Source organism: Mesorhizobium sp. B2-1-1 (genome assembly GCF_006442975.2).
Classification (GTDB): Bacteria; Pseudomonadota; Alphaproteobacteria; order Rhizobiales; family Rhizobiaceae; genus Mesorhizobium.
The window spans coordinates 5,694,973-5,717,224 of the sequence record NZ_CP083954.1; the positions used below are offsets into that span (position 1 = coordinate 5,694,973).

At 62.7% G+C, this 22,252-nt stretch carries 20 protein-coding genes; 6 read left to right on the top strand and 14 right to left on the bottom strand.

What is annotated here, in order from left to right; translation table 11 throughout:
- Positions 1–45 precede the first annotated feature (45 nt).
- The 3 genes from FJ972_RS27585 to FJ972_RS27595 are packed head-to-tail and all read left to right on the top strand — an operon-like array spanning position 46 to position 4,648.
- Positions 46–2,976, top strand: coding sequence for a molybdopterin oxidoreductase family protein (locus FJ972_RS27585; RefSeq protein WP_140523922.1), 2,931 nt, complete (start codon positions 46–48; stop codon positions 2,974–2,976).
- A complete protein-coding gene (locus FJ972_RS27590) occupies positions 2,973–3,707 on the top strand; it encodes a 4Fe-4S dicluster domain-containing protein (protein WP_140496689.1) in 735 nt (244 codons plus the stop codon). The genes FJ972_RS27585 and FJ972_RS27590 overlap by 4 nt, the downstream gene beginning before the upstream one ends.
- Before the next feature lie 5 nt (positions 3,708–3,712).
- Positions 3,713–4,648: a dimethyl sulfoxide reductase anchor subunit family protein gene (locus tag FJ972_RS27595; protein WP_140523919.1), complete on the top strand. Its 936-nt coding sequence runs from the start codon at positions 3,713–3,715 to the stop codon at positions 4,646–4,648.
- 5 nt (positions 4,649–4,653) lie between these two features.
- Here FJ972_RS27595 and pdeM read toward each other — a convergent pair whose 3' ends face one another.
- The 5 genes from pdeM to FJ972_RS27620 all read right to left on the bottom strand — a co-directional run bounded on the left by pdeM (position 4,654) and on the right by FJ972_RS27620 (position 10,683).
- Positions 4,654–5,370 carry a ligase-associated DNA damage response endonuclease PdeM gene (pdeM, locus tag FJ972_RS27600; protein ID WP_140523916.1) on the bottom strand — a complete coding sequence of 239 codons (717 nt, stop codon included), beginning with the start codon at positions 5,368–5,370 and terminating at the stop codon, positions 4,654–4,656.
- The gene (locus FJ972_RS27605; RefSeq protein ID WP_140523913.1) at positions 5,367–7,901 is read right to left on the bottom strand and encodes a ligase-associated DNA damage response DEXH box helicase; all 2,535 of its coding nucleotides are present in this window, start codon (positions 7,899–7,901) and stop codon (positions 5,367–5,369) included. Before FJ972_RS27605 ends, pdeM begins: the two co-directional genes overlap by 4 nt.
- A 99-nt stretch (positions 7,902–8,000) precedes the next feature.
- The gene (locus tag FJ972_RS27610) at positions 8,001–8,861 is read right to left on the bottom strand and encodes an NlpC/P60 family protein (RefSeq protein WP_140523910.1); all 861 of its coding nucleotides are present in this window, start codon (positions 8,859–8,861) and stop codon (positions 8,001–8,003) included.
- A 29-nt stretch (positions 8,862–8,890) separates the two neighbouring features.
- Entirely contained in the window at positions 8,891–9,241 is a 351-nt protein-coding gene (locus FJ972_RS27615; RefSeq protein ID WP_140513216.1) for a MarR family winged helix-turn-helix transcriptional regulator, read from the bottom strand.
- Between the two features lie 77 nt (positions 9,242–9,318).
- Positions 9,319–10,683 carry a leucyl aminopeptidase family protein gene (locus FJ972_RS27620; RefSeq protein ID WP_140523907.1) on the bottom strand — a complete coding sequence of 455 codons (1,365 nt, stop codon included), beginning with the start codon at positions 10,681–10,683 and terminating at the stop codon, positions 9,319–9,321.
- A gap of 130 nt (positions 10,684–10,813) precedes the next feature.
- Between FJ972_RS27620 and FJ972_RS27625 the strand changes: the two genes are divergently transcribed.
- Entirely contained in the window at positions 10,814–11,635 is an 822-nt protein-coding gene (locus tag FJ972_RS27625; RefSeq protein WP_140523904.1) for a tetratricopeptide repeat protein, read from the top strand.
- 82 nt (positions 11,636–11,717) lie between these two features.
- Here FJ972_RS27625 and FJ972_RS27630 read toward each other — a convergent pair whose 3' ends face one another.
- The 9 genes from FJ972_RS27630 to FJ972_RS27670 all read right to left on the bottom strand — a co-directional run bounded on the left by FJ972_RS27630 (position 11,718) and on the right by FJ972_RS27670 (position 20,791).
- The gene (locus FJ972_RS27630) at positions 11,718–12,734 is read right to left on the bottom strand and encodes a type II secretion system F family protein (RefSeq protein ID WP_140496706.1); all 1,017 of its coding nucleotides are present in this window, start codon (positions 12,732–12,734) and stop codon (positions 11,718–11,720) included.
- 9 nt (positions 12,735–12,743) lie between these two features.
- Positions 12,744–13,757, bottom strand: a complete 1,014-nt coding sequence (locus FJ972_RS27635; RefSeq protein WP_140496708.1) for a type II secretion system F family protein — start codon at positions 13,755–13,757, stop codon at positions 12,744–12,746.
- 29 nt (positions 13,758–13,786) lie between these two features.
- Positions 13,787–15,295, bottom strand: a complete 1,509-nt coding sequence (locus FJ972_RS27640) for a CpaF family protein (RefSeq protein WP_140496710.1) — start codon at positions 15,293–15,295, stop codon at positions 13,787–13,789.
- A 29-nt stretch (positions 15,296–15,324) separates the two neighbouring features.
- Positions 15,325–16,608, bottom strand: coding sequence for an AAA family ATPase (locus tag FJ972_RS27645; protein WP_404926147.1), 1,284 nt, complete (start codon positions 16,606–16,608; stop codon positions 15,325–15,327).
- 40 nt (positions 16,609–16,648) lie between these two features.
- Positions 16,649–17,386, bottom strand: coding sequence for a CpaD family pilus assembly protein (locus FJ972_RS27650; protein ID WP_140513210.1), 738 nt, complete (start codon positions 17,384–17,386; stop codon positions 16,649–16,651).
- A gap of 14 nt (positions 17,387–17,400) precedes the next feature.
- On the bottom strand, positions 17,401–18,921 hold the full coding sequence (locus tag FJ972_RS27655) for a type II and III secretion system protein family protein (RefSeq protein ID WP_140513208.1): 1,521 nt from the start codon (positions 18,919–18,921) through the stop codon (positions 17,401–17,403).
- A complete protein-coding gene (gene cpaB / locus FJ972_RS27660) occupies positions 18,918–19,730 on the bottom strand; it encodes a Flp pilus assembly protein CpaB (RefSeq protein WP_140523901.1) in 813 nt (270 codons plus the stop codon). Before cpaB ends, FJ972_RS27655 begins: the two co-directional genes overlap by 4 nt.
- A 201-nt stretch (positions 19,731–19,931) precedes the next feature.
- The gene (locus FJ972_RS27665) at positions 19,932–20,450 is read right to left on the bottom strand and encodes a prepilin peptidase (RefSeq protein WP_140513204.1); all 519 of its coding nucleotides are present in this window, start codon (positions 20,448–20,450) and stop codon (positions 19,932–19,934) included.
- 161 nt (positions 20,451–20,611) lie between these two features.
- Positions 20,612–20,791 (bottom strand): Flp family type IVb pilin, encoded by a 180-nt coding sequence (locus tag FJ972_RS27670; RefSeq protein WP_140496730.1) that lies wholly within the window; start codon positions 20,789–20,791, stop codon positions 20,612–20,614.
- Between the two features lie 320 nt (positions 20,792–21,111).
- On the opposite strand from FJ972_RS27670, the gene FJ972_RS27675 reads away from it, so the two are divergent.
- On the top strand, positions 21,112–21,534 hold the full coding sequence (locus FJ972_RS27675; RefSeq protein ID WP_140496732.1) for a pilus assembly protein N-terminal domain-containing protein: 423 nt from the start codon (positions 21,112–21,114) through the stop codon (positions 21,532–21,534).
- Between the two features lie 127 nt (positions 21,535–21,661).
- Positions 21,662–22,243, top strand: coding sequence for a TadE/TadG family type IV pilus assembly protein (locus tag FJ972_RS27680; protein ID WP_140513202.1), 582 nt, complete (start codon positions 21,662–21,664; stop codon positions 22,241–22,243).
- Positions 22,244–22,252: the final 9 nt, after the last annotated feature.

Consider the following 22,252-nt stretch of genomic DNA (forward strand, 5'->3'; position numbering starts at 1 on the left):
GAAAACCAGGGCCAAAGCCGCGAACCGCAGAAGCGCTCGGGGATCATGACCCAAGGATCTCTGCGCGGCGCGAATTCCGCCCCGTCCCAACGCCCGCTCGCCGACACGAACGCACCCGACGAGAACGATGGCGTCGACACCTCGCCCGCCGTCTCCGACCGCATCGCCAAGACCACATGCTATATGTGCGCCTGCCGCTGCGGCATCGACGTGCACATCAAGGACGGCAAGGTCCGCTACATCAACGGCAACAAGGATCATCCGGTCAATCGCGGCGTGATCTGCGGTAAGGGCAGCTCCGGCATCATGCAGCATTACAGCCCTGCCCGGCTGAAAAAGCCGCTGCTGCGCACCGGCTCGCGCGGCTCGGGAGAATTCCGCGAGATCGAGTGGGAAGAAGCGCTGACGATCGCCGCGGAGCGGCTTTCGTCCATCCGCCGCAGCGACCCGAAGAAACTCGCCTTCTTTACCGGCCGCGACCAATCGCAATCCCTGACCGGCTGGTGGGCAAGCCAGTTCGGCACGCCGAACTTCGCCGCGCATGGCGGTTTCTGTTCGGTGAACATGGCCGCAGGCGGGCTTTATACGATCGGCGGCTCGTTCTGGGAGTTCGGCGAACCCGACTGGGACAATACCCGGTATTTCATGCTTTTCGGCGTCGCCGAGGACCATGATTCCAACCCGATCAAGATCGGCCTCGGCAAGCTGAAGGCGCGCGGCGCCAAGGTGGTGTCGATCAACCCATGTCGCACTGGCTACAACGCCATCGCCGACGACTGGATCGGCATCCGGCCGGGCACCGACGGCCTGTTCGTGTTCGCCCTCATCCACGAGCTCTTGAAGGCAGGCCGCGTCGATCTCGACTATCTCCTGCGCTACACCAACGCCCATGTGCTCGTCATCCAGGATCCGGGTGCGGCCGATGACGGGCTGTTTGTCCGCGATGGCGCCGGCAACCCGCTCGCCTGGGACAGGGTGGCGAAGGTGCCTGTCCGCGCCACCGACGCCAGCGCCAAACCGGCATTGACCGGCAGCTTCACCGTCGACGGTCGTCGCTGCGTTCCGGTGTTCCAGCTGATCGCCGATCGATACCTCAATGAGAGCTATTCGCCCGATGCGGTCGCGGAGCGCTGCGGCATTGCCGCCGATACGATCCGCAGGATCGCCGCCGAGCTCGCTCATGTCGCCTTTGAGCAGACGATCGAACTGCCGGTGGCGTGGACCGACTGGGCCGGCCGCCGCCACGAGACGATTAGGGGACGGCCCGTGTCGATGCACGCGATGCGCGGCATCTCAGCCCATTCCAACGGTTTTCATTCTTGCCGCGCCATTCACCTGCTGCAGGTGCTGCTCGGAACGGTGGACGTCCCGGGCGGCTTCCGCTTCAAACCGCCTTATCCGCGTTGCGCGCCGCCAGGACCGAAGCCTGCCGGCAAGAACGTCCGGCCGATGACGCCACTGGACGGCATGCCGCTCGGCTTCGTCTGCGGGCCTGACGACCTTCTGGTCGATGAGACAGGCGTGCCGATCCGCATAGACAAGGCCTATTCCTGGGAGGCGCCGCTCGCTGCGCACGGCTTGATGCACACCGTCATCCGCAACGCCTGGGCCGGCGATCCATACAAGATCGACACGCTGATGATGTACATGTCGAACATGGCCTGGAATTCCTCGATGAACACCGTCGAGACGATTCGTATGCTGACCGACCTCGACGAGGCGGGCAATTACAAGATCCCTTTCATCATCTATTCCGACGCCTATTATTCCGAGACCGTGCCGTTCGCTGACCTCGTGCTGCCCGACACAACCTATCTCGAACGGCACGACTGCATCAGCCTGCTCGACCGGCCGATCAGCCATGCCGACGGACCGGGCGATGCTATACGCCATCCCGTGGTCGAGCCGGACCGGGACGTGCGCCCGTTCCAATCGGTGCTGATCGAGCTCGGCGCGCGCCTCGGCCTGCCGGGTTTCGTCAGAGAAGACGGGGCGGCCAAATATGCCGACTATGCCGACTACATCGTCAATCACGAGCGCACGCCCGGTATCGGCCCGCTTGCCGGCTGGCGCGGCAAGGACGGCAATTCGACCGGCAAGGGCGAGCCAAACCCGGACCAGTTGCAGCGCTACATCGACAATGGCGGCTTCTGGCACCACGATTTCGCTGAGGACCAGCGCTACTACAAGATGGCCAACCGGTCCTATCTCGATTTCGCGGTGCAGATGGGCTTCATCCCGAAGGCCGAACCAGTCGTCTTCCAGCTCTATTCCGAACCCTTGCAGCGCTTTCGTCTTGCCGCGCGCGGCCATGGTCGGGCCGTGCCGCCCGAGAGCGAACGCCAGCGCATCGAGACCTACATGGACCCGCTACCCTTCTGGTACGTGCCGTTCGAGGAAGCGGCCGTCGACCAGCAGAAATATCCGTTGCATGCGCTGACGCAGCGGCCGATGCACATGTACCATTCCTGGGGTTCGCAGAATGCGTGGCTGAGGCAGATCACCAGCCAAAACCGGCTGTTCGTGCATGAGAGGACCGCCGCAGGTCTCGGCCTTGCCGACGACGACTGGGTGTGGATCGAAAGCATCAATGGCAAGGTCAAGGGACAGATCAAGCTGGTCGAGGGCGTGAACGAAAGCACGGTCTGGACCTGGAACGCCATCGGCAAAAGGCGCGGCAGCTGGGGGCTGAAGGACGATGCCGCCGAGAGCAATCGCGGCTTCCTGCTCAACCACATCATCGGCGACCAGACCACGGCAGACACCAACGGCAGGCGGTATTCGAATTCCGATCCGGTGACCGGCCAGGCGGCATGGTTCGATCTCAAGGTGCGCATCGTCAAATGCGCGGCGGAGGAAGCCGGTTTCACCGAGCCGCAATTCGAGCGTTTCCACCAGCCGCCGCAATTCCAGCCATCGCCGGACACACTTCGCTTTGGCGCCGAATTCCGCATGAACAGGGAAGCCGCCAAATGACCTGCGTCCCCGCCCACACGGGCAAAAAACTAGGCCTGGTCATAGACCTCGACACCTGCGTCGGTTGTCAGGCCTGCGTCACCGCCTGCAAGGAATGGAACACCGGCGGCCACATGGCGCCGCTGACCGACATCGACCCCTATGGCGGCCATGTCGACGGCGTCTGGTTCAATCGCGTGCACAGCTACGAGCACACCACCGCGATGGGCGGCCGCACGGTGAACTTCCCGCGCTCGTGCCTGCATTGCGAGACGCCGGCCTGCGTCACTGTGTGTCCGACCGGCGCCTCCTACAAACGAGCCTCGGACGGCATCGTGCTGGTCGATGAGGACAAGTGCATCGGCTGCAAGCTATGCAGTTGGGCCTGCCCCTATGGCGCGCGCGAATTCGACACCGATGTCGGCGTGATGAAGAAATGCACGCTCTGCGTCGACCGCATCTACAATGACAATCTGGCCGAGGAGGACCGCGTGCCGGCCTGCGTCGCGGCCTGTCCGACCAGCGCACGGCATTTCGGCGATCTCGGCGACCCCGCCTCGGCGGTGTCGCAACTGGTTGAGGAGCGTGGCGGCGTCGACCTGATGCCGGAACTCGGCTACCGCCCGACCAACAAATACCTGCCGCCGCGCGCGCATACCGAACGCGCCGCAAAGATTTCTGCGCCAACCCTGGAGCCGGTGAGGGCCGAGGGTGGGTTCCTCGGCTGGGTCGACCGCATGCTCTCGAACTAAACCCCATGCATCCAGCCTTCTCGGTCGTCTTCTTCACCACCGCCGCCGGCGCCGGCTACGGCCTGCTGGCGCTGCTCGGCGTGCTGGCGCCACTTGGCGTCATCGCACCCGATTTCTGGCTGGGCTTCATCGGCATGGGACTGGCGCTCGGGCTGATCACCGCCGGCCTGTTGTCCTCGACCGGACATCTCGGCCGCCCCGAACGCGCCTGGCGTGCGTTCTCGCAATGGCGCAGTTCCTGGCTGTCGCGCGAAGGCGTCGCCTCGGTCGCCACCTTCGTCCCGGCCGGACTGTTCGGCATTGGCTGGGTCATTCTTGGCCGCACCGATGGCTGGGTCGCCGCCGCCGGACTTCTGGCAACGATCGGCGCCGTCATCACCGTCTGCATGACCGGCATGATCTATGCCTCGCTGAAACCCATCGCTCAGTGGCACAGCCCTTACACCTTGCCCGGCTATCTCATTTTCTCGGCTATGAGCGGCAGTGTGCTTCTGGCCGCGCTATGCCAAGGCTTTGCCGTCGGTTCCAAAATGCTTCTGGCAGCCTGCGTACTGCTGACCCTGCTCGGTTGGGCCTGGAAGCTTGCGACCTGGCGGTACAACGACCAATTGGAAATCCCCACCAACGCCAACACCGCAACCGGGCTTGCCGGGGGGACGGTTAGATCGCTGGAATGGCCGCATACCGAGGAAAATTATTTGCTCAAGGAAATGGGTTTTCGCATCGCGCGCAAGCACAGCGCAAAGCTGCGGCGGATCACCCAGCTCCTGGGTTTCGCGCTGCCCGCCTTGCTGCTGATTACGGCCTTCGCCTTGCCGTCACCTTTCGCGGCGCTCGCATCGGTGTTCGCCGCGGTCGCACAGTTTGTCGGCATGCTGGTCGAACGTTGGCTGTTCTTCGCCGAAGCGAAGCACACGGTCACTCTCTACTACGGGAAATAGCGGCTTCAGCCGGGTCGCAGCATCGAGCCTGAAATCGCAAAGATGCGGTCCGTGCCGAGCATATACGCCATCAGCGATTCCAGGCGGAACAGGCCGGCATAGGCGCGGTCGAGCACGTTGAGTGAGCCGGTATAGGCGCCGAAGGCGGGCATGATCATGCGGCCGCCATCGCCGGCGAAGCAGCGCCGCCGCACCGAACGGCCCTGCTGGACGATGCGGGCGCAGGGATGGAGATGGCCCGATATCTCGCCCTCGACGCGCAGCTTCGACGGCTCGTGCCGGAACAGCAACGAGCCGATGGCGAGTTCGCGCACCGTATCGCCCGGCAGGTCGGCCGGCGCCTCCGGGTCATGGTTGCCGGCCACCCAGAACCAGTCGCGGCCCGCCATCAGCGCCTCCAGCCGTTCGCGGAAACTTCGATGCATGCGCTCGGCGCCGCCGCCATCATGGAAGGAATCGCCCAGGCTGATGACGATTGCCGGCTGGTAGTCTGAGATGACGGCCTGCAATCGCAGCAAGGTCGCGCCGGTGTCATAGGGCGGGAGCAGCATGCCGCGCCTTGCCAGCGATGAGCCTTTTTCCAGATGCAGATCGGAAACGGCCAGAAGCTTGAGCTCGGGAAAGTAGAGCACGCCGCGCGGATCGCAGACCGCACGTTCGCCGGCGATGCCGACCAGATCGGCGTCGGCGAGCAACGATGCACGCGCCAGCGAAAAATTCATTCCTCAGCCATCTCCGGCCCCATGGCTTCCTCAACCAGCGTGGCCGCATCCATCAGCAGCGTTTCATCGGCTTCGCCGTGCACCGGCATCTTGCCGATCTCGAGCATGATCGGCACGGCGAGCGGCGATATCTGTTCGAGGTTCTTATGCATGATTCGACCTTGAATGCGCGAGAGCATGTCCGCAAGTCTGCTGACATCGAGCAGGCCCGCCGCCGCGTCCGCGCGCGTCGCCTGGAGCAATATGTGATCCGGCTCATGGCTGCGCAGGACGTCATAAATAAGGTCTGTCGAGACAGTCACCTGACGGCCACTCTTCTCCTTGCCGGGATGACGCTTTTCGATCAGCCCTGAAATCAGCGCGCAATTGCGAAAAGTGCGCTTGAGAAGCCAGCTGTCTGCCAGCCAGGCCTCGAGATCGTCGCCAAGCATGTCCTCATCGAAAAGCGCGCCGAGCGAGGGTTTTCCGGCTTTGAACATCGCCCCCATGTCGCCCAGCGACCAAATGGCCAAGGCATAGTCGGTGGCGACGAAGCCAAGCGGCCTGGCGCCCGTCCTGTCCAGACGGCGGGTAAGCAGCATGCCGAGCGTCTGGTGGGCCAGCCTGCCCTCGAAGGGGTAGGCGACCAGATAGTGGCGGTTGCCGCGCGGAAAGGTCTCGATCAGCAGGTCATCGCGTTTGGGCAGCACCGATTTGTCGACCTGGAAGCGCAGCCAGTCGGCCACCTGCTCGGGCAGTTTCTTCCACCGCTGCGGATCGTCCAGCATGGCGCGGACCTGTTCGGCGAGATAGGTCGAAAGCGGGAACTTGCCGCCGCCATAGTAAGGCACCTTCGCATCGCTGCCGGGCGCGTTCGAGACGAAGCACTCATTCTCGCGAATGCCTTCGAAGCGAAGAACTTTGCCGGCGAACATGAAGGTGTCGCCATGCGTCAGCGTCTCGAGGAAAGCCTCCTCGATCTTGCCTAAAACCCTGCCGCCGCGCGACACGGAACCCTTGCTGCCGGCCTGGACATAACGCACGTTGAGCGCCGGCACCTCGATGATAGTGCCGACGTTCAGCCTGTATTGCTGGGCCACGCGCGGATTGGATACCCGCCACAATCCCTCCTTGTTGAGGCGGATGCGGGCGTATCGCTCATAGCTCTTCAAGGCGTAGCCACCCGTGGCGACGAAATCGACGACGCGGTCGAATGTCGGCCGATCGAGGCCGGCATAGGGGGCCGCCGACCGCACCTCCTCGTAAAGATCATCCGCGCGGAACGGTGCGCCGCAGGCGCAGCCAAGGACATGTTGCGCCAGCACGTCGAGCCCGCCATCGACCAGTGGAGGCGTATCCTGCGCGCCGAGATAGTTGGCGTCCAGCGCTGCCCGGCATTCGAGCACCTCGAAGCGGTTGGCCGGGATGAGGATGGCTTTGGACGGTTCGTCCATGCGGTGGTTGGCGCGGCCGATGCGCTGTGCCAGCCGGCTCGCTCCCTTGGGTGCGCCGACATGCACGACGAGGTCGACGTCGCCCCAGTCGATGCCGAGGTCGAGCGTCGAGGTGGCGACGATGGCGCGCAGCGCATTGTCGCCCATCGCCTTCTCGACCCGCCGCCGCTGCGCGACATCGAGCGATCCGTGATGCAGCGCGATCGGCAAGGTATCTTCGTTGACGCGCCACAATTCCTGGAACAGCAACTCCGCCTGGCTGCGCGTATTGACGAACAGCAGGGTCGTCTTGTGGCGCTTGATCTCGCGGTAGATCTCGGGCGTCGCGTAGCGGGCCGAATGTCCGGCCCAGGGCACGCGCTCTTCCGAGTCAAGGATGGATATTTCGGGCTTTGCGCCGCCGGTAACGACGATCAGTTCGGCCATATCGCCGGGTGGATTCTGGCCGACCAGCCAGCGGCGCAATTCGTCCGGTTCGGCCACCGTGGCGGAAAGTCCGATGGTCTGAACCTCGGGCATGAACTGGCGCAGCCGCGCCAGACCAAGCGCTAGGAGATGACCGCGCTTCGAAATCACCAGCGAATGCAACTCGTCGAGCACGACATAGCGCAGGTCTTCGAAGAAACGCCTGGCATCGGGTGCCGCGATCAGCAGCGCAAGCTGCTCGGGCGTGGTGAGCAGGATGTCGGGCGGCACCAGCTTCTGCCGCTGGCGCTTGTGCGCCGGCGTGTCGCCGGTGCGGGTCTCGATGGTGAGGGAGAGCCCGATCTCCTCCACCGGTTTGCCGAGGTTGCGCTCGATGTCGACAGCCAGCGCCTTCAGCGGCGAGATGTAGAGCGTGTGGATGCCGCGGCGGGCCTGTCCCGGTTTTCGCCTGGCCCTGACGGCCAGTTCGGTCAGCGAAGGCAGGAACCCGGCCAGCGTCTTGCCGGCGCCGGTCGGTGCAATCAGCAGCACCGACTGCCCTGCTTGAGCCCTCGCCAGCAATTCGATCTGGTGGGCGCGCGGCGACCAGCCTTTCTCGCCAAACCATCTCAGGAATGGCTCGGGCAGGACAACGGCGGCATTCTGGTCGGCAAGGCGCGGCTTCTGTGTCACGCGTCAGAGGTAGCGCGACGGCGTGCGAACGCCAAGAACAATCGGAACAAAAGGTGATCGAGCAGTTTTTCTCTCCCCCGGAAGAAGGGAGGATCGGCGCTATGGCCGCCGGAACTCCGTCGGCCCGCCGTAGAGATAGCCGATGCGGGCGACGGCTTCCTTCAGACCTTCGCGCGATACCAGCATGGTGTGGCCGTTGGCGTGGATCATGGTCTCGGCATCGGTCATGATGGCGACATGGCCTTTCCAGAAAACGAGATCGCCGCGGCGCAGGCCGGAATAATCGGGGCCCGGATCGAGCGGCTCGCCGATGCTCTGCGCCTGCATGTCGGAATCGCGCAGGACATCGGCGCCGGCCATGCGCATCGCCAGTTGCACGAGGCCGGAGCAATCGATGCCGAAGCCGGAGACACCGCCCCAGAGATAAGGGGTGCCAAGGAACGTCTCGGCCACCGAAACATAGTCGGCGGCCACATTACTGAGCGGCCGCAGGTGACCCGCTATGATTGCCTCACCGGAGGGCAGGACGGCATAGTGGGTGCCGCGCGTTTCGGCGGACCCGGTCACCGTGACGGTGGACCCCATCGACAGCTGTCCCGCGATCGGAAGGCGCAGATCCGGGCCGGGATAGAGGAAAGTTCGGGGCACGGAGACGATATGGGTGAGCGCATGATCCCGCCCGCCCAACATGGCGTCGGCGACATAGCCGACATAACCGTCCCGTTCGGCCTGGATCCAGGCCCAGCCCTCTCTGTCCTCGAAAACGAGCACGTCATCGCCGAACAGGGCTTGCGTGTTGACACCAGCGTCTGGACGCGGAGCCTTGCGGATATCGGCAACCGGGATCGAAATCCGCGCCGGCCGGCCGGCGACAAAGCGGTCGGCAGCGACCTCTCCTTTCAATCTCGCATCGGCAAGATCGGGCCGAAAGGCGTGGAGGCGGGCATCCCTGGCGGTCAAATCAGTTTATCCATTGAAGCGGCTGATCGTCAGATGGGCAGCTCTTGTGCCTTGGCGATGATACCATCGCCGAAGCGCTCGACAAAGAGGGCGCCTTCGACCGTGCGCTTGATCAGCACGTTGCGCTTGTCGAGCTCGTCGCGATGGCGCGACACCAGTTTGAGCGCACCCATTGTATCCAACGCGCGGGTGATGACCGGTTTGGTGACGTTGAGACGGGCCGCCAGCCCGCGCACCGTGTGCGGCGGCGGATCGAGATAGATGGTGAACAGGATAGCCGTCTGGCGCATGGTGAGGTCGGGCGCGTCGTCGCGCACCTGCGACAGCATCACTTGCTGCCACAATCGCAAGGCCTGGCTCGGGCGCATCGAAATCGACATCGCACGAGAATGACGGCAAATTGTTTCGGTTCCGTTTCAGTTTCGGCAACCTGCCGGCCCTGAAAGTCGCCGCCACCTCAGCCAAAACGCTTCGAGATGACGCGCTCCAGTGCCCGGATGCCTTGCGCCTCGCCGCCGGCAGGTCCGTGCGGACGATCGGCGGGGTTCCAGGCGAATATGTCGAAATGCGCCCAGCTTGGCGTCTTCTCGACAAAGCGCTTGAGAAACAGCGCCGCGGTGATGGAACCGGCGAACCCATCCGTGGTGACATTGTTGATGTCGGCGATCTTCGACGACAGCTTCGCATCATAGGGCCGCCACAGCGGCATGCGCCACAGCGGATCCTCGACCGCCAGCGAGGCTGTCGTCAGTTCCGAGGCTAGTGCCTCGTCGCTGGTGTAGAAGGGCGGCAGGTCCGGACCTAGCGCGACACGAGCAGCCCCGGTGAGCGTCGCCATGTCGACAAGCAATTGCGGCTCCTCCTCGTCGGCCAGCGCCAGCGCATCGCCCAGAACCAGTCTTCCCTCGGCATCGGTGTTGCCAATCTCGACTGACATGCCCTTGCGGCTCGCCAACACGTCGCCAGGCCTGAAGGCGTTGCCGGCGATCGAATTCTCGACGGCCGGGATCAGCACGCGCAGCCGCACGTTCAATCCGGAGGCCATGATCATCGAGGCCAGACCCAGCACATTGGCGGCGCCCCCCATGTCCTTCTTCATCAACAGCATGCCGGACGACGGCTTGATATCGAGGCCGCCAGTGTCGAAACAGACGCCCTTGCCGACTAACGTCACTTTCGGCGCGCTCCTTGGCCCCCAGCCCATGTCGATAAGACGCGGTGCGCTGGACGAAGCCCGGCCGACGGCATGGATCATCGGGAAATTCTGCTTGATGAGATCGTCGCCCTTGATGACCGACACCTCGGCCTTGTGAATTTCGGCCAGGGCTCGAACCGCCTTCTCCAGCTCGTCCGGCCCCATGTCGCTGGTCGGCGTGTTGACAAGATCGCGCGTCAGGAAGACGCCTTCGACGATGCGGCGAACGCGTTTTGCCTCTACGCCGGCCGGCAATTCGAAGCGCAGCGCCTTGCCCGGTTTCTTGCCATAGCGGGTAAAGACATAGCCGCCGAGGGCCAGCGCGATCGCCGCCAGCTCCGGCTCGGCCGGCGCGGAGGCGAAATGCCAGTCGCCCTCCGCCAGGCTTTTCGCCAGCGCGCCGACGGCCAGCGCGCCCTCGCCGTCGCCAATGCCGAACAAGGCACCGCCGAGCGCGCCGTTTTCCGCAGGCACGATGAGCGTCCTGCCCGCTTCGCCGGAGAAGCCGTTGGCCCTGGCCCACGCCACGGCTGATGACGTCAGACCGGCCGTCTCCAGACCGTCCTTAGCCACCAGATGGACAGGAAGCGGGTTGTTCAGCTTGTTCTCGACCAGTTCCACTGACATTCGATGTTCTCCTGCCGACGTCCGTCGATTCGGCGCTTCTTAACTGTCCGTTAGGGTTAACAGAATATTTCTTCGAGAGGGAAGATGGTCACGCAATGGCCACGCGCACGAATGGAGGCCCAGGGTGCCGATGTCGACGAACCGCACGATGAACGCCAGCGGAAAGCGGCTCATCACCACGGCCTTCATGCTCGCGCTGGCCGCAGGCGTTGCCGGCTGCGGAACCGACAAGATCAGCACAGGCTCGATCGGACGCACCAGCGGCAAGCCGCTGGAGACGATGTCGGCGGGAGAATTGCACAATGCGACGGCAGCGCTTGGCCAGTCCTATTCCAGGAATCCCAACGATAAGCGGATAGCGACCAACTTCGCTGCGGCGCTGCAGATGGATGGCGATGCCGACCAGTCGCTTGCCGTGATGCGCAAGCTGGCGATCGCCTATCCCAAGGATCGCGACGTGCTTGCCGCCTACGGCAAGGCGCTGGCCGCCAACGGCCAGTTCGAGGCGGCGCTTGATGCCGTGCGCCGGGCGCAGACGCCGGAATATCCCGACTGGAGGCTGGTGTCGGCGGAAGCGGCCATTCTCGACCAGCTCAGCCAGAAGGACGACGCGCGCCAGCTCTACCGCAAGGCGCTGGAGCTCAAGCCGAACGAACCTTCGGTGCTTTCCAACCTTGGCATGTCCTATGTGCTGGGAGGCGACCTGCGCACCGCCGAAACCTATATGCGCTCGGCCGCACAGCAGCCGAATGCCGACAGCCGCGTGCGCCAGAACCTGGCGCTGGTCGTCGGCCTGCAGGGCCGCTTCGACGAAGCCGAGAAGATCGCCTCGCAGGAGCTGTCACCCGAACAGGCGCAGGCCAATGTCGCTTATCTCAGGCAGATGCTGGCTCAGCAAAATGCCTGGAGCCAGCTCAAGGATCAGGACAAGGCGAAAGCCGCAACCAACTGAGCGGCACGCGGCCACCGAACCCTGCATAAGAGAACCGCGCTGCGTCAGCCGCGCGGTTTTTCTTTGGATCGGTCAGATTCACCTACTGGCTGCTGGTTTCGTGCGCCTGGCCGAAGATGCCGCGCTGGCTGACCTGGATGCCGGCAGGGCCGAGGATGATGGCGAACAGCACCGGCAGGAAAAACAGGATCATCGGCACGGTGAGCTTGGGCGGCAAGGCGGCGGCCTTCTTCTCGGCAGCGTTCATGCGTTGGTCCCGGCTTTCACCCGCGAGCACGCGCAACGCATGCGCCACAGGGGTGCCGTAACGCTCGGCCTGGACGAGTGCCTGCGACACCGACTTGACGGATTCCAGGCCGGTGCGGCTGGCGAGGTTCTCATAGGCCTGCTTGCGCTCCTGCAGATAAGAGAGCTCGGCGTTCGTCAGGATGAATTCTTCCGCAAGGGCCACCGATTGGGCGCCGATCTCGTCGGCGACCTTGCGCAATGCCGCTTCCACCGACATGCCAGATTCGACGCAAATCAGCATCAGGTCAAGCGCGTCCGGCCATGCCATCTGGATCGATTGCTTGCGCTTGGTGGCGCGGTTGTTGACATAGACGACCGGTGCGTAGAAGCCGCCATAGGCAACGAGGACGCAGACGAACAGCCGGATGAACAATGGCTGCTGCGGCAGTCCTCCGAGCACGAATATGTAGATCACGCCCAGTGCGAAGCCGACAAACGGAAGCACGAGGCGGAAGAAGAGAAACCGCGTCAGCGGGTTCTGTCCACGGAAACCGGCAACCTTGAGCTTCTGCAAGGTACCCTCGTCGGCGAGGGCGCGCCGCAGGTCGAGCCTGTCGACGATGTTGCGCATGCCGATCGACTGTTCTTCGCGCAGGCCCTTGCGGCGGCGATCCGCCTCGCTTGCAAGCCGCGCGCGCTGCTTGGCGCGCAATTCGTCGCGTTCCAGCGCGACCGACTTCATGCGCGCCTTGAGCTGGTTTCCGCCAAATGCCGGCAGCAAGGTGAAGACCGTCGCGAACACGGCAATGCCGACCAGCAGCGCGATCAGGAGGCCGGGATCCGTCAGTGATTTGACGACTTGTTCGGTCATGCCGCGGCCCTAGACTTCGAAGTTCATCATCTTGCGCATCACGAAGATGCCGATCGACATCCAGACGGCCGAAACCCCCAGGATCAGGTTACCGATGCTCGTGGTGAACAGCGGCATCAGGTAGTTGGGGCTGGAGAGATAGACGAGAAACGCGACGATGAAAGGCAGCGCGCCGATGATGGCGGCGGACGCCTTGGCTTCCATCGACAGCGCCTGGACCTTGGCCTTCATCTTCTTGCGGTCGCGAAGCACGCGCGAAAGATTGCCCAGCGCCTCGGAGAGATTGCCGCCGGCCTGCGACTGGATCTGAATGACGATGCCGAAAAAGCTCGCCTCGGTGCATGGCATGGTTTCGGGCATGCGCAAGGTGGCATCCGGGATCGACAGGCCCATCTGCTGCGAATCGACGATGCGGCGAAACTCGGCCTTGACGGGCTCGGGAGATTCATTGGCGATCAGGCGCACCGCATCGTTCAGCGGCAGGCCGGATTTGACCGCGCGCACGATGATGTCGAGCGCGTTGGGAAATTCGTTGAGGAATGCCTTGACCCGCCGCGCGCGGCGAAATGAGACGAACCAGCGCGGCAGGCCGAGCGCACCGGCCAGCAGCACGCCAGGCAAAACAAAAAGCGGCGCCCCCACCACGAAGGCGATGATCGTCAGGGCAAGGCCGCAAATGGCGGAATAGATATAGAAGCGTTCGATGGAAACCTTCAGGCCGGCTTGGCGCAGTTGGGCCTTCAGCGGCGGTTTCTTGACCGCGCTGTCCTTGGATTTCTGCTTCTCGTCGAGTTCCTTCAAGGAATCCTGGACCGACTTGCGTCTTTTGGCCGCCTCCGCCACGCGATCGCGCGAGGCCTTGACGACGGAGCGATCCGTCTCCGCGGTCTTGATCGTTTCCAGCCGCTTACCGGCCTGCTTTTCGTTGCTGATCCGGGTGAACAGGAATGCATAGGCGACCGCGCCGGCGCTGAAGCCGGCGAGCACGACAAACGCCAATACGGTGCCGTCAATTCCAAACATCGATCAGAACCCTTACGCCTGCAGCAGCGTCAGTCAGCGCGTTTCTCCATCGCCTCAAGCGCTATTGCGAGGCGCTGCTCCTCGCCATAGTAACGGGCGCGGTCCCAGAAATGGGGGCGACCGATGCCGGTCGATACATGCTCTCCCAGCAGCCGCCCATTCGCGTCCTCGCCCTTGATGTTGTAGAGGACGATGTCCTGCGTGATGATGACGTCGCCTTCCATTCCGATCACCTCGGTGATGTGAGTGATGCGGCGCGACCCGTCGCGCAGGCGTGCCGCCTGGATAATCACGTCGATGGAGCCGACGACGATTTCGCGCACGGTCTTCTGCGGCAGCGAAAAACCGCCCATTGCGATCATGGATTCGATACGATTCAGGCATTCGCGCGGGCTGTTCGAGTGGATCGTTCCCATCGAGCCGTCATGGCCGGTGTTCATCGCCTGCAGAAGGTCGAACACTTCGGGTCCGCGCACTTCGCCGACGATGATGCGCTCGGGCCGCATGCGCAGGCAGTTCTTGACCAGATCCCGCATCGTCACCTCGCCTTCCCCTTCGAGGTTGGGCGGGCGGGTTTCCAGACGGACAACATGCGGCTGCTGTAGTTGCAGTTCGGCCGAGTCCTCGCAGGTGATGACGCGTTCCTCGCGATCGATGTAGTTGGTCAGGCAGTTGAGCAGCGTCGTCTTGCCCGAGCCGGTGCCGCCGGAGATGACGATGTTGCAGCGAACACGGCCGATGATCTTGAGAACCTCGGCTCCTTGCGGCGAGATGGCGCCGAACTTCACCAGCTGATCGAGCGTCAGCTTGTCCTTCTTGAATTTGCGGATGGTGAGCGCGGTGCCGTCGATGGCGAGCGGCGGCGCGATGACGTTGACGCGGGAGCCGTCGGGAAGACGCGCATCGCAGATCGGGCTGGATTCATCGACGCGGCGGCCGACCTGGCTGACGATGCGCTGGCAGATGTTGAGAAGCTGCTGGTTGTCACGAAAACGAATGCCGGTCTGTTCGACCTTGCCGTTGACTTCGATGTAGACGTTCTTGGAGCCGTTGACCATGATGTCGGCGATGTCGTCGCGGGCGAGCAATGGCTCGAGCGGCCCATAGCCAAGCACGTCGTTGCAGATATCCTCGAGCAGTTCTTCCTGTTCGGCGATCGACATCGCGAAATTCTTGATCGCGATGATGTCGTTGACGATGTCGCGGATTTCCTCGCGCGCGCTTTCGGGATCGAGCTTGGCGAGTTGCGACAGGTCGATCGTGTCGATCAGGGCGGCGAAGACCTGGCTCTTGGTGTCGTAATAGGTTTCGCTCTTTTCGCGCGCCGCCCGCTTCGGCTCCGGAGCTATCGGCGGCGCCTCGACCGCGCGGCGGGCCGGCGGTGCAACAGGAGCGCTCGACGCAGGTGCGGCCGCCGGCCTCGCAAGAACCGCCGTATCGGCCGAATCCGCGACGGCTGGCGCGGTCGGCGCCGGTGCCGGCTGGCGGAATTCCGGCTTGAACCGGTTGCCGTCGTCGCTGCCTCTCTTACCAAACATGATCGACTACCGATTCCACTGAAGAAGCATCATTTCTTGTTGCGCGAAAGCTTGCCGAGCAGATTTCCGAGACCCGCTTTTTTCTTCACCCGGATTTCGCTGCGACCGGTCAGCACATGGGCAATTTCGTTGATCGTGGCGACAACCGGGTTCTTGGCGTCCATTTCACCAAGCATACGTCCGTTGTTGGCGGCATTGCCGAACAGCAGCGGGTCAAAGCCGATGATCGCCATCGCGGCCAGGCCGAGCGGCTCGGCGAAATCGGACGGGGAAATCTCCGGACGTTTGGGCACGCCGGCCTGATTGATGATGAGTTTGGGCGGCGAGTCGTTGGGACGAAGCCGTTTGAGCATGTCGACCAAATTCTTGGTATTGCGCAAATTGGCCAGTTCCGGCGTCGCCGTGATGACGATTTCATCGGCCTTGATCAGGGTGTTCTTGGTCCAACCCGTCCAGACATGGGGAACGTCGAGCACCAGGAGCGGCACGGTGCGCTGCGCGGTGTCGACAAGCTGCGTAAAGGCGTCGGGATCGAAATCATAGACGCGTTCGAGCGTCGAGGGCGCGGCGAGCAGCGAAAGGTGTTCGGCGCACTGGGTCAGCAGCCGGTCGAGATAGACTTCATCGATGCGCTCGGGCGAAAACACCGCTTCGGCGATGCCTTGCGCGGGATCCTGGTCGAAATTGATGTTGGCCGTGCCGAAAGCGAGGTCGAGGTCTGCGACGACCACCTCGGATTTGAACAGGGAGGACATCGCCCAAGCCACGTTATGGGCGATGGTGGAAGAGCCGACGCCACCCTTGGCGCCGACGAAGGCGATCGAGCGGCCGAGCGGCTCGGCTTCCGGATCCACAAAGATCGACGATATGACGCTGACGATGTCGGCCATCGACACCGGCGCGATGACATATTCGGAAATGCCGGAGCGGATGAGCTCGCGATAGAGGCCGACATCGTTGTAGTGGCCGATTACCACCACTTTGGAAGACGGGTCGCAATATTCCGAGAGCTGCGCGAGCTGTTCCAGCAGCTGTTTGGGTTCGCTGCGCGACTCCAGCAGGATCAGGTTCGGCGTCGGCGCCGACTGGTAGAATTCGATGGCCGTGGGGACGCCGCCCATATGGACCTTGAGATGGGCCTTGGTCATGCGGCGGTCCTCGCCGGCGCGCTCGACCGGATTGGCGACACCCTCGGTCTCGCAGAATGCCTGGATCGAGATGCGGGGAACCGGCCGCAGCGCCTGCATCGCGGCGATGTCCTGCGGCGAGGTCTCACCGCCGTCCACGGGGGTGTCATAGGCAAGATTGCTCATGGTCATCTTTCCGTGACTTCTCTTTTCCTTAGGGCGCGGCTCAGTATGTCACTTCAGAATTGCCGAGGAACTCGTCCGAAATACCCCTGCTGCGGTAGACGTCGATCACCGCGCCACGATTTTCCGCGTCGATGGTGGTCTGCTTGCGCGGCCCGATCAGGTCGGCCGGATTGGCCATCTGGGCGGCGAGATTGTTTTGATAGGAGCAGCCGAAATCGGCATAGTGTTTGTTCTCAGACGTCTCCAGCAGGTCATCTGGCCATCGTCCGCATTTGTCGGTCTGGGCCTTCACGGCGATATAGGCGACCCGGATCGGGGCGGATGTCTCACTCGAGGCAGCCTGATAGGAGACGACCACGATCCGGTTGCGCTTGACGCCCGCGGCAATCGCGAGCCGGGCGAAATCGCGCGCTGCTGCGGCGGCGGCGACCTCGTTGGCCGAGCCGCTCGGAACCTGGATCGTCAGCGTCGGGGCAGCACTCTTGTCATAGCCGTCGAGGAAACCCAGGAGCGTATCGCGCTGCGAGCCGGTCATGCCGCGGTCACCTGCACCGACAGGTAGATCTATCTTTTGGTTCTTCTCGGCGATCACGATCGGATGGTTGGTGCGGTAGTCGTCTGGAATGGCGCCGACGGTGACACTGTCGCGCTGGGCGCAGCCGGCCAGCAATGCCGCCATCGCCACCGCCAGGGCAGGAATGGCGCGCCGGAGAATTCCCGAACGGCCGGAGCGCGTGGTCATGGCGATGGTCCTTGCCTGCAATGCTGACTGAGACATGTCCGCTTCCCCGTTCACTTGTAGATGAAGCCGACGACGCCGTGATAACGGCCGCTGGGCTTGTCCGTCTGCATTGTGCCGTAGACACGATTGACTCGGCCCAGGAACATACCGGCGCCATCGCTGGCGGCGTTGAAATTGTCGTCAGGTTTGGCGAGGTCGTTTCGTGCCACCGGTTTCACCAGATAGGGCGTGATGATGATCACCAGTTCGGTCTCGTTGCGCACGAAGTCTCTGCTTCGGAACAGTGTGCCGAGCACCGGGATCTTTGTCAGCCCGGGCAGGCCGGCGACAGCCTGCCTGACGTCATCGCGGACGAGGCCGGCGATCATCATCGAACCACCTGACGGCAATTCGACGGTCGTGTCGGCAAGTCTCTTGCGGATGGACAACAACGTGGTTCCGGGCAACCTGCCTGCAGCTTCCAGCGTGGTGGCGCCTTCGGCAGTAGGCTCCGACACGGACGTCCGGACCTTGAGGCTGATCCGACCGGCCGACAGCACAACCGGTTGGAACTCCAGGCCGATGCCGTATTCGAGTTTGTCGTTGGTGTATGTGACCTGCCCTGTCTTGTTCTCGTCTGAAACATTGTTCGTACGGCTGGTGATGAGATTGAACTCGCCACCGACCCTGAATGTCGCCTTCTCACCCGACACGGCGGTGAGGGTCGGCTCCGCCAGCGTCTTCATGACGCCACCTTGCTCCATTGCGTTTAGATACGCCTGAAGCGCCGAGGTGCCGATCGAAGCTCCCGAGAATTGCGACAGCGGTTTCCCAAGCCCGTATGCCGGGGTGCTCATCGCGTCATAGCTGATGCCGTTGCTACCGCCGCTGCCCACCATGTTGACGCCAAGCTGCTTCATCACGGAGCGGCTGACTTCGGCGACCGTCACCTTGAGCGTGACCTGGTCGTCGCCGATGATCTGCAAAAGATTGACGATTTTCGAGACGCGGCGTTCCTGGTCCGGATTGTTGATGTCGACACCACTCTGGGCCGAGCCGCCGGCCGCGGTCTGCGAATATTGTCCCGTCGTCGCTTCACCGCCCGAGACGAAGATCGTTGCCAGGTCGACGGCGCGTTTGGCGTCCAGCGGCGTGTCGACGGTTCCCGTCAGGACGACGTTGTCGTTCAGCAGTTCGACCTTGATGGACGATGTCGGGATGAAGCGCTTGATATAATCCTCCAGGCCTGCGACGTCGCGTTCGACGGCCAGATCGAGGCTGACGATCTGTTCGCCATTCGGCCCGAACACAAAGATGTTGGTCTCGCCAACCGCCTTGCCGAACAGGTAGATGCGCCTCGCGGTGCGGGTCACCGCATCGGCGACGGTCGGATTGGCGACAAGAATGTCGTAGGCATCACTCGGCAGGTCGATGACAACCGACTTGTTGAGGCCGAGCTTGACGCGCTGGGTGGCCGCCGAAGCCGAAACCTGTGCACTCTTGGCCTCGACAACGCTCTGCACGTTTGTCCCAATGAGCAGCAGGCCGAAAGCCGCTGCCATGATCGCCGGCAGTTTACCGCTTAGCCTCATTTCCTTGCCCCCACTTCGGAAACTTCGCCCGACTTGATCAGCCTGACCGTTCCCTTGCGGCCATTGCCGGAAACGAGATAGTCGGCCTCATCCAAATTCTTTTCCTGGGTGTCCGTGATCGCGCGCAGCGCGAGCGTCAGGCGATCCGCCATCTGCTGGGCGACGGTGATGATCTCCGCCTGCTTGGGCGTCAGTTCCAGCGTGGCGGTCTGGCCCACCCTGGTCTTCTTGCCTTCCTCGTCCTCCTGGATGGTCTGGTCGATCGCCAGGACGCGGATGTTCTTGAGGATGGTTTCGGTGTTGAAGCCGGAGCCGCCGCTGTTGGCATCGGCCCGGCGGGTCATGATGACGTCGACGAAATCATTCGGAAGGATGAAGCCGCCGGCAGAGGTGTCGGCCGATATCGTCGTGGCGACCGCCCGCATGCCGGAAGGCAGGATCGACGACATGAAGCTTTGCCCCTCGCCGATCAGCTTGGAACGCCGCACCGGCTCGCCCGCGTACATCGGCACACGGGCTATGGACCCCTTCAGTTTCTCCAGGGCGTCGGGAGCAGTGGCCTTGGTGATGAAATTGGCGTTGATGCCGTCGACCGGCCAGGATTGCCAGGCAATGTTGTTCTCGAGCTGGCTGCCCATGGTGACATCACCCGACAGGACAAGCACGTCCTGCAATGCCACGGCGGGAGCCGCTGGACCGGACTCGACGATCTGCGGTGGCGGCGCGGCGACCATGTTCTTCGCGACATAGCCAGCACCACCCGCCGCGGCGACCGCCACGCTCAGAATAATCAATCGGGATGCTGGCATCTGTCCGAACCCTCGCCTTGGCAAACCACCTAGCCAGGCCGGACTTTGCAGCGGCAATCGTCAAAACAAGGTTAATGTAATGCTTACGATCGTGATTAATTTAAGGTTTACATAAATTAGCTGTATTGCGCAGCCACGGACAAACAGCCAGCCCCGCTCCGCGGAGCCAGCCGCAACACAGCCAAGGAATGATCGGTAAGGTCAGGCCGCCAGCCTGGCCAGCGCCCAGACCATCAGGGGCGAATCCGGGTAGGTCAGCAATCCGCCCAAACCGAGCGCGATGCCGTAGGGAACCCCGGTCGTCTCGTCCGCGAAGTGACGCAGGAACGGATTGCGGCCGGTAAAAACCGCAAGCGGCGACTTCCGGTAGACGAGAATGGCAAGCGTCAGCAAGCCGCCTATGAAGGTCGAGACCACGAGATACTCGACGAGCTGGATGTTGAGTCCCATCCACACGGCGGTCGCGGCCAGCAGCTTGGCATCACCGCCGCCCATGCCGCCCATTGCAAAGAGGCCGAACGTTGCGGCAAGAACCAGCGCGCCGGCGGCGAAATGCCAGCCATAGGCCGCCCATTCCATGCCGGTCAGCGGCGCAACCAGCGCGAAGACGACGACGAGCAGCACCGGCACGCGATTGGCGATCGTCATCGACAGCATGTCGGAGATCGCGGCGAACAGCATGCAGAACGGGAAGACGACGAAGATCAGGGCTTCAAGCATCGGCGCTATGCCTATTATCGGATTAAGCCGCACTCAATCTAAGCATGTTCGATTAACGATTGATGAGGCCCAGGGCAAAAAGACATTGAATAGAACAAGGGCCGCCAGGTGGCGGCCCTTGTCCAGAACGCAATCCGAGCGCTCAATATACTTGACGTCGTTCAGGGCGTCGGGACGTTGTTCAGGGACGTTCCGATAGCTTCGAACTTGGCGTTGATGGCGTTGCCAAGCGCGCCGGCGCCGACGATGATGGCGAGCGCGATGAGGGCGGCGATCAGACCATATTCGATAGCGGTCGCGCCGGATTCGTCCTTTACGAAACGTGCAATGAGATTAGACATTCGAGAGCTCCTACTCCACGTGTTACAGCACTTCCGTCAACTTCTGTGATGGTTGATCGGATGCTGCCAATCTAGGGAGAAGCTCTTTCGATCGACTTAATAAACAGCCTTACCGATTCCTTTCCCGGTTGGAACATATTGCGTGGTTAACTATGGGCTAAGCGCCGGCCGAGGCGCAATTCCCAGGCAAGCAGCCGCAAAAGAAACAGCTCCGCGGCGCGTATGACGATCGCGGCATATGGCGCCCGGGCCTGCTTAACCGTTGGTTCACCAATCTCGTTCATGTTCCGTTGAACAGTCCGCCCGCCTGGAGCGCGTCAATGGCCGAGCCGAAATCGTCGATCCTGATTGCCGTGCTTCTTGCCGCCGTGAGCTTTGTCATGCCCGCCAGGGCCGACACCGGCATCGAGGTCACCATGAACCAGGCCAAGATCGTCAAACTGTCGCGCCCCGCCGACACGATCGTGGTCGGCAACCCGGCAATCGCCGACGCGTCCGTGCAGGACGCCTCGACGATCGTGCTGACTGGCAAGGGCTTCGGCGTCACCAACCTCGTCGTCCTCGACCAGGATGGCAGCCCGATCATCGATGAACAGATCACCGTCGTGCGGCAGGCGGCCTCGTCGGTGCGCATCTACCGGCGCGCTGAAGTTCAGACCATGTCCTGCACGCCCTATTGCGAAAGCTCCTACAAGAGCGAAGCCGAAAAATCCTCAGAAGCCGAGATGAGCGTCAGCCGGTAGGCACGCGGTCCAGGTTAGCGGGTGGTTAAGGCGCCCGCGGCGACTTTAACGATCATTCAAACCGGACTTCAACTGGTTTGCACTAGTACACCTGCCGAGACCGTCTGGGGATGGGCAGGATCAGAGCATGAGCATCGAATTCGTCTCGACAAGCGACCGCAAGGCAAGACGGGCACGGCTTTTCGCACGCTTCGCCGGCGACCGCCGCGGCAGTACGGCACTGGAATTCGCGCTGCTCGCATTGCCGTTCGCGGTTCTTGTCTTCGCCATCCTGGAAAGCTGCATCTCATTTGCCGGCCAGGAAGTTATGGCCAACATCACCGACGACATCGCGCGCAAATTGCGCACCGGGCAGTTGAGACCGGCCGACGTCGCCGGGGACAAGTTGAAGACCATGATCTGCGACAAACTGAAGATCATCGTCTCGCAGGATTGCCCAAATCAGCTGGACGTGGACCTTCGCGCATATACCACGTTCGCCGACGCGGCCACGGCCAGCTTCAAGATCGAGAATGGCGAGATCATCTTGATGCAAGGCGCCAACTCGCAGCCCTTCGCGACCACGCCGGGCCTGGCAGAATCGAAGAACATGCTGCGGGTCTTCTACAAATGGCCCGTCATGACCGATCTTCTGGCTCAGTCGATGGGCGGTAACAAGACACTGCATTTTGCATCGGTGACCTGGCAGAACGAGCCATTCGACAACTGAGTTCGCGGC

Coding starts and splice junctions, on each gene's coding strand:
- FJ972_RS27585 (WP_140523922.1), top strand. CDS start 46: ATGACCCAAGGATCTCTGCGCGGCGCGAATTCCGCCCCGTCCCAACGC.
- FJ972_RS27590 (WP_140496689.1), top strand. CDS start 2,973: ATGACCTGCGTCCCCGCCCACACGGGCAAAAAACTAGGCCTGGTCATA.
- FJ972_RS27595 (WP_140523919.1), top strand. CDS start 3,713: ATGCATCCAGCCTTCTCGGTCGTCTTCTTCACCACCGCCGCCGGCGCC.
- pdeM (WP_140523916.1), bottom strand. CDS start 5,370: ATGAATTTTTCGCTGGCGCGTGCATCGTTGCTCGCCGACGCCGATCTG.
- FJ972_RS27615 (WP_140513216.1), bottom strand. CDS start 9,241: ATGTCGATTTCGATGCGCCCGAGCCAGGCCTTGCGATTGTGGCAGCAA.
- FJ972_RS27620 (WP_140523907.1), bottom strand. CDS start 10,683: ATGTCAGTGGAACTGGTCGAGAACAAGCTGAACAACCCGCTTCCTGTC.
- FJ972_RS27625 (WP_140523904.1), top strand. CDS start 10,814: ATGTCGACGAACCGCACGATGAACGCCAGCGGAAAGCGGCTCATCACC.
- FJ972_RS27630 (WP_140496706.1), bottom strand. CDS start 12,734: ATGACCGAACAAGTCGTCAAATCACTGACGGATCCCGGCCTCCTGATC.
- FJ972_RS27635 (WP_140496708.1), bottom strand. CDS start 13,757: ATGTTTGGAATTGACGGCACCGTATTGGCGTTTGTCGTGCTCGCCGGC.
- FJ972_RS27640 (WP_140496710.1), bottom strand. CDS start 15,295: ATGTTTGGTAAGAGAGGCAGCGACGACGGCAACCGGTTCAAGCCGGAA.
- FJ972_RS27645 (WP_404926147.1), bottom strand. CDS start 16,608: ATGAGCAATCTTGCCTATGACACCCCCGTGGACGGCGGTGAGACCTCG.
- FJ972_RS27650 (WP_140513210.1), bottom strand. CDS start 17,386: ATGTCTCAGTCAGCATTGCAGGCAAGGACCATCGCCATGACCACGCGC.
- FJ972_RS27655 (WP_140513208.1), bottom strand. CDS start 18,921: ATGAGGCTAAGCGGTAAACTGCCGGCGATCATGGCAGCGGCTTTCGGC.
- cpaB (WP_140523901.1), bottom strand. CDS start 19,730: ATGCCAGCATCCCGATTGATTATTCTGAGCGTGGCGGTCGCCGCGGCG.
- FJ972_RS27665 (WP_140513204.1), bottom strand. CDS start 20,450: ATGCTTGAAGCCCTGATCTTCGTCGTCTTCCCGTTCTGCATGCTGTTC.
- FJ972_RS27670 (WP_140496730.1), bottom strand. CDS start 20,791: ATGTCTAATCTCATTGCACGTTTCGTAAAGGACGAATCCGGCGCGACC.
- FJ972_RS27675 (WP_140496732.1), top strand. CDS start 21,112: ATGGCCGAGCCGAAATCGTCGATCCTGATTGCCGTGCTTCTTGCCGCC.
- FJ972_RS27680 (WP_140513202.1), top strand. CDS start 21,662: ATGAGCATCGAATTCGTCTCGACAAGCGACCGCAAGGCAAGACGGGCA.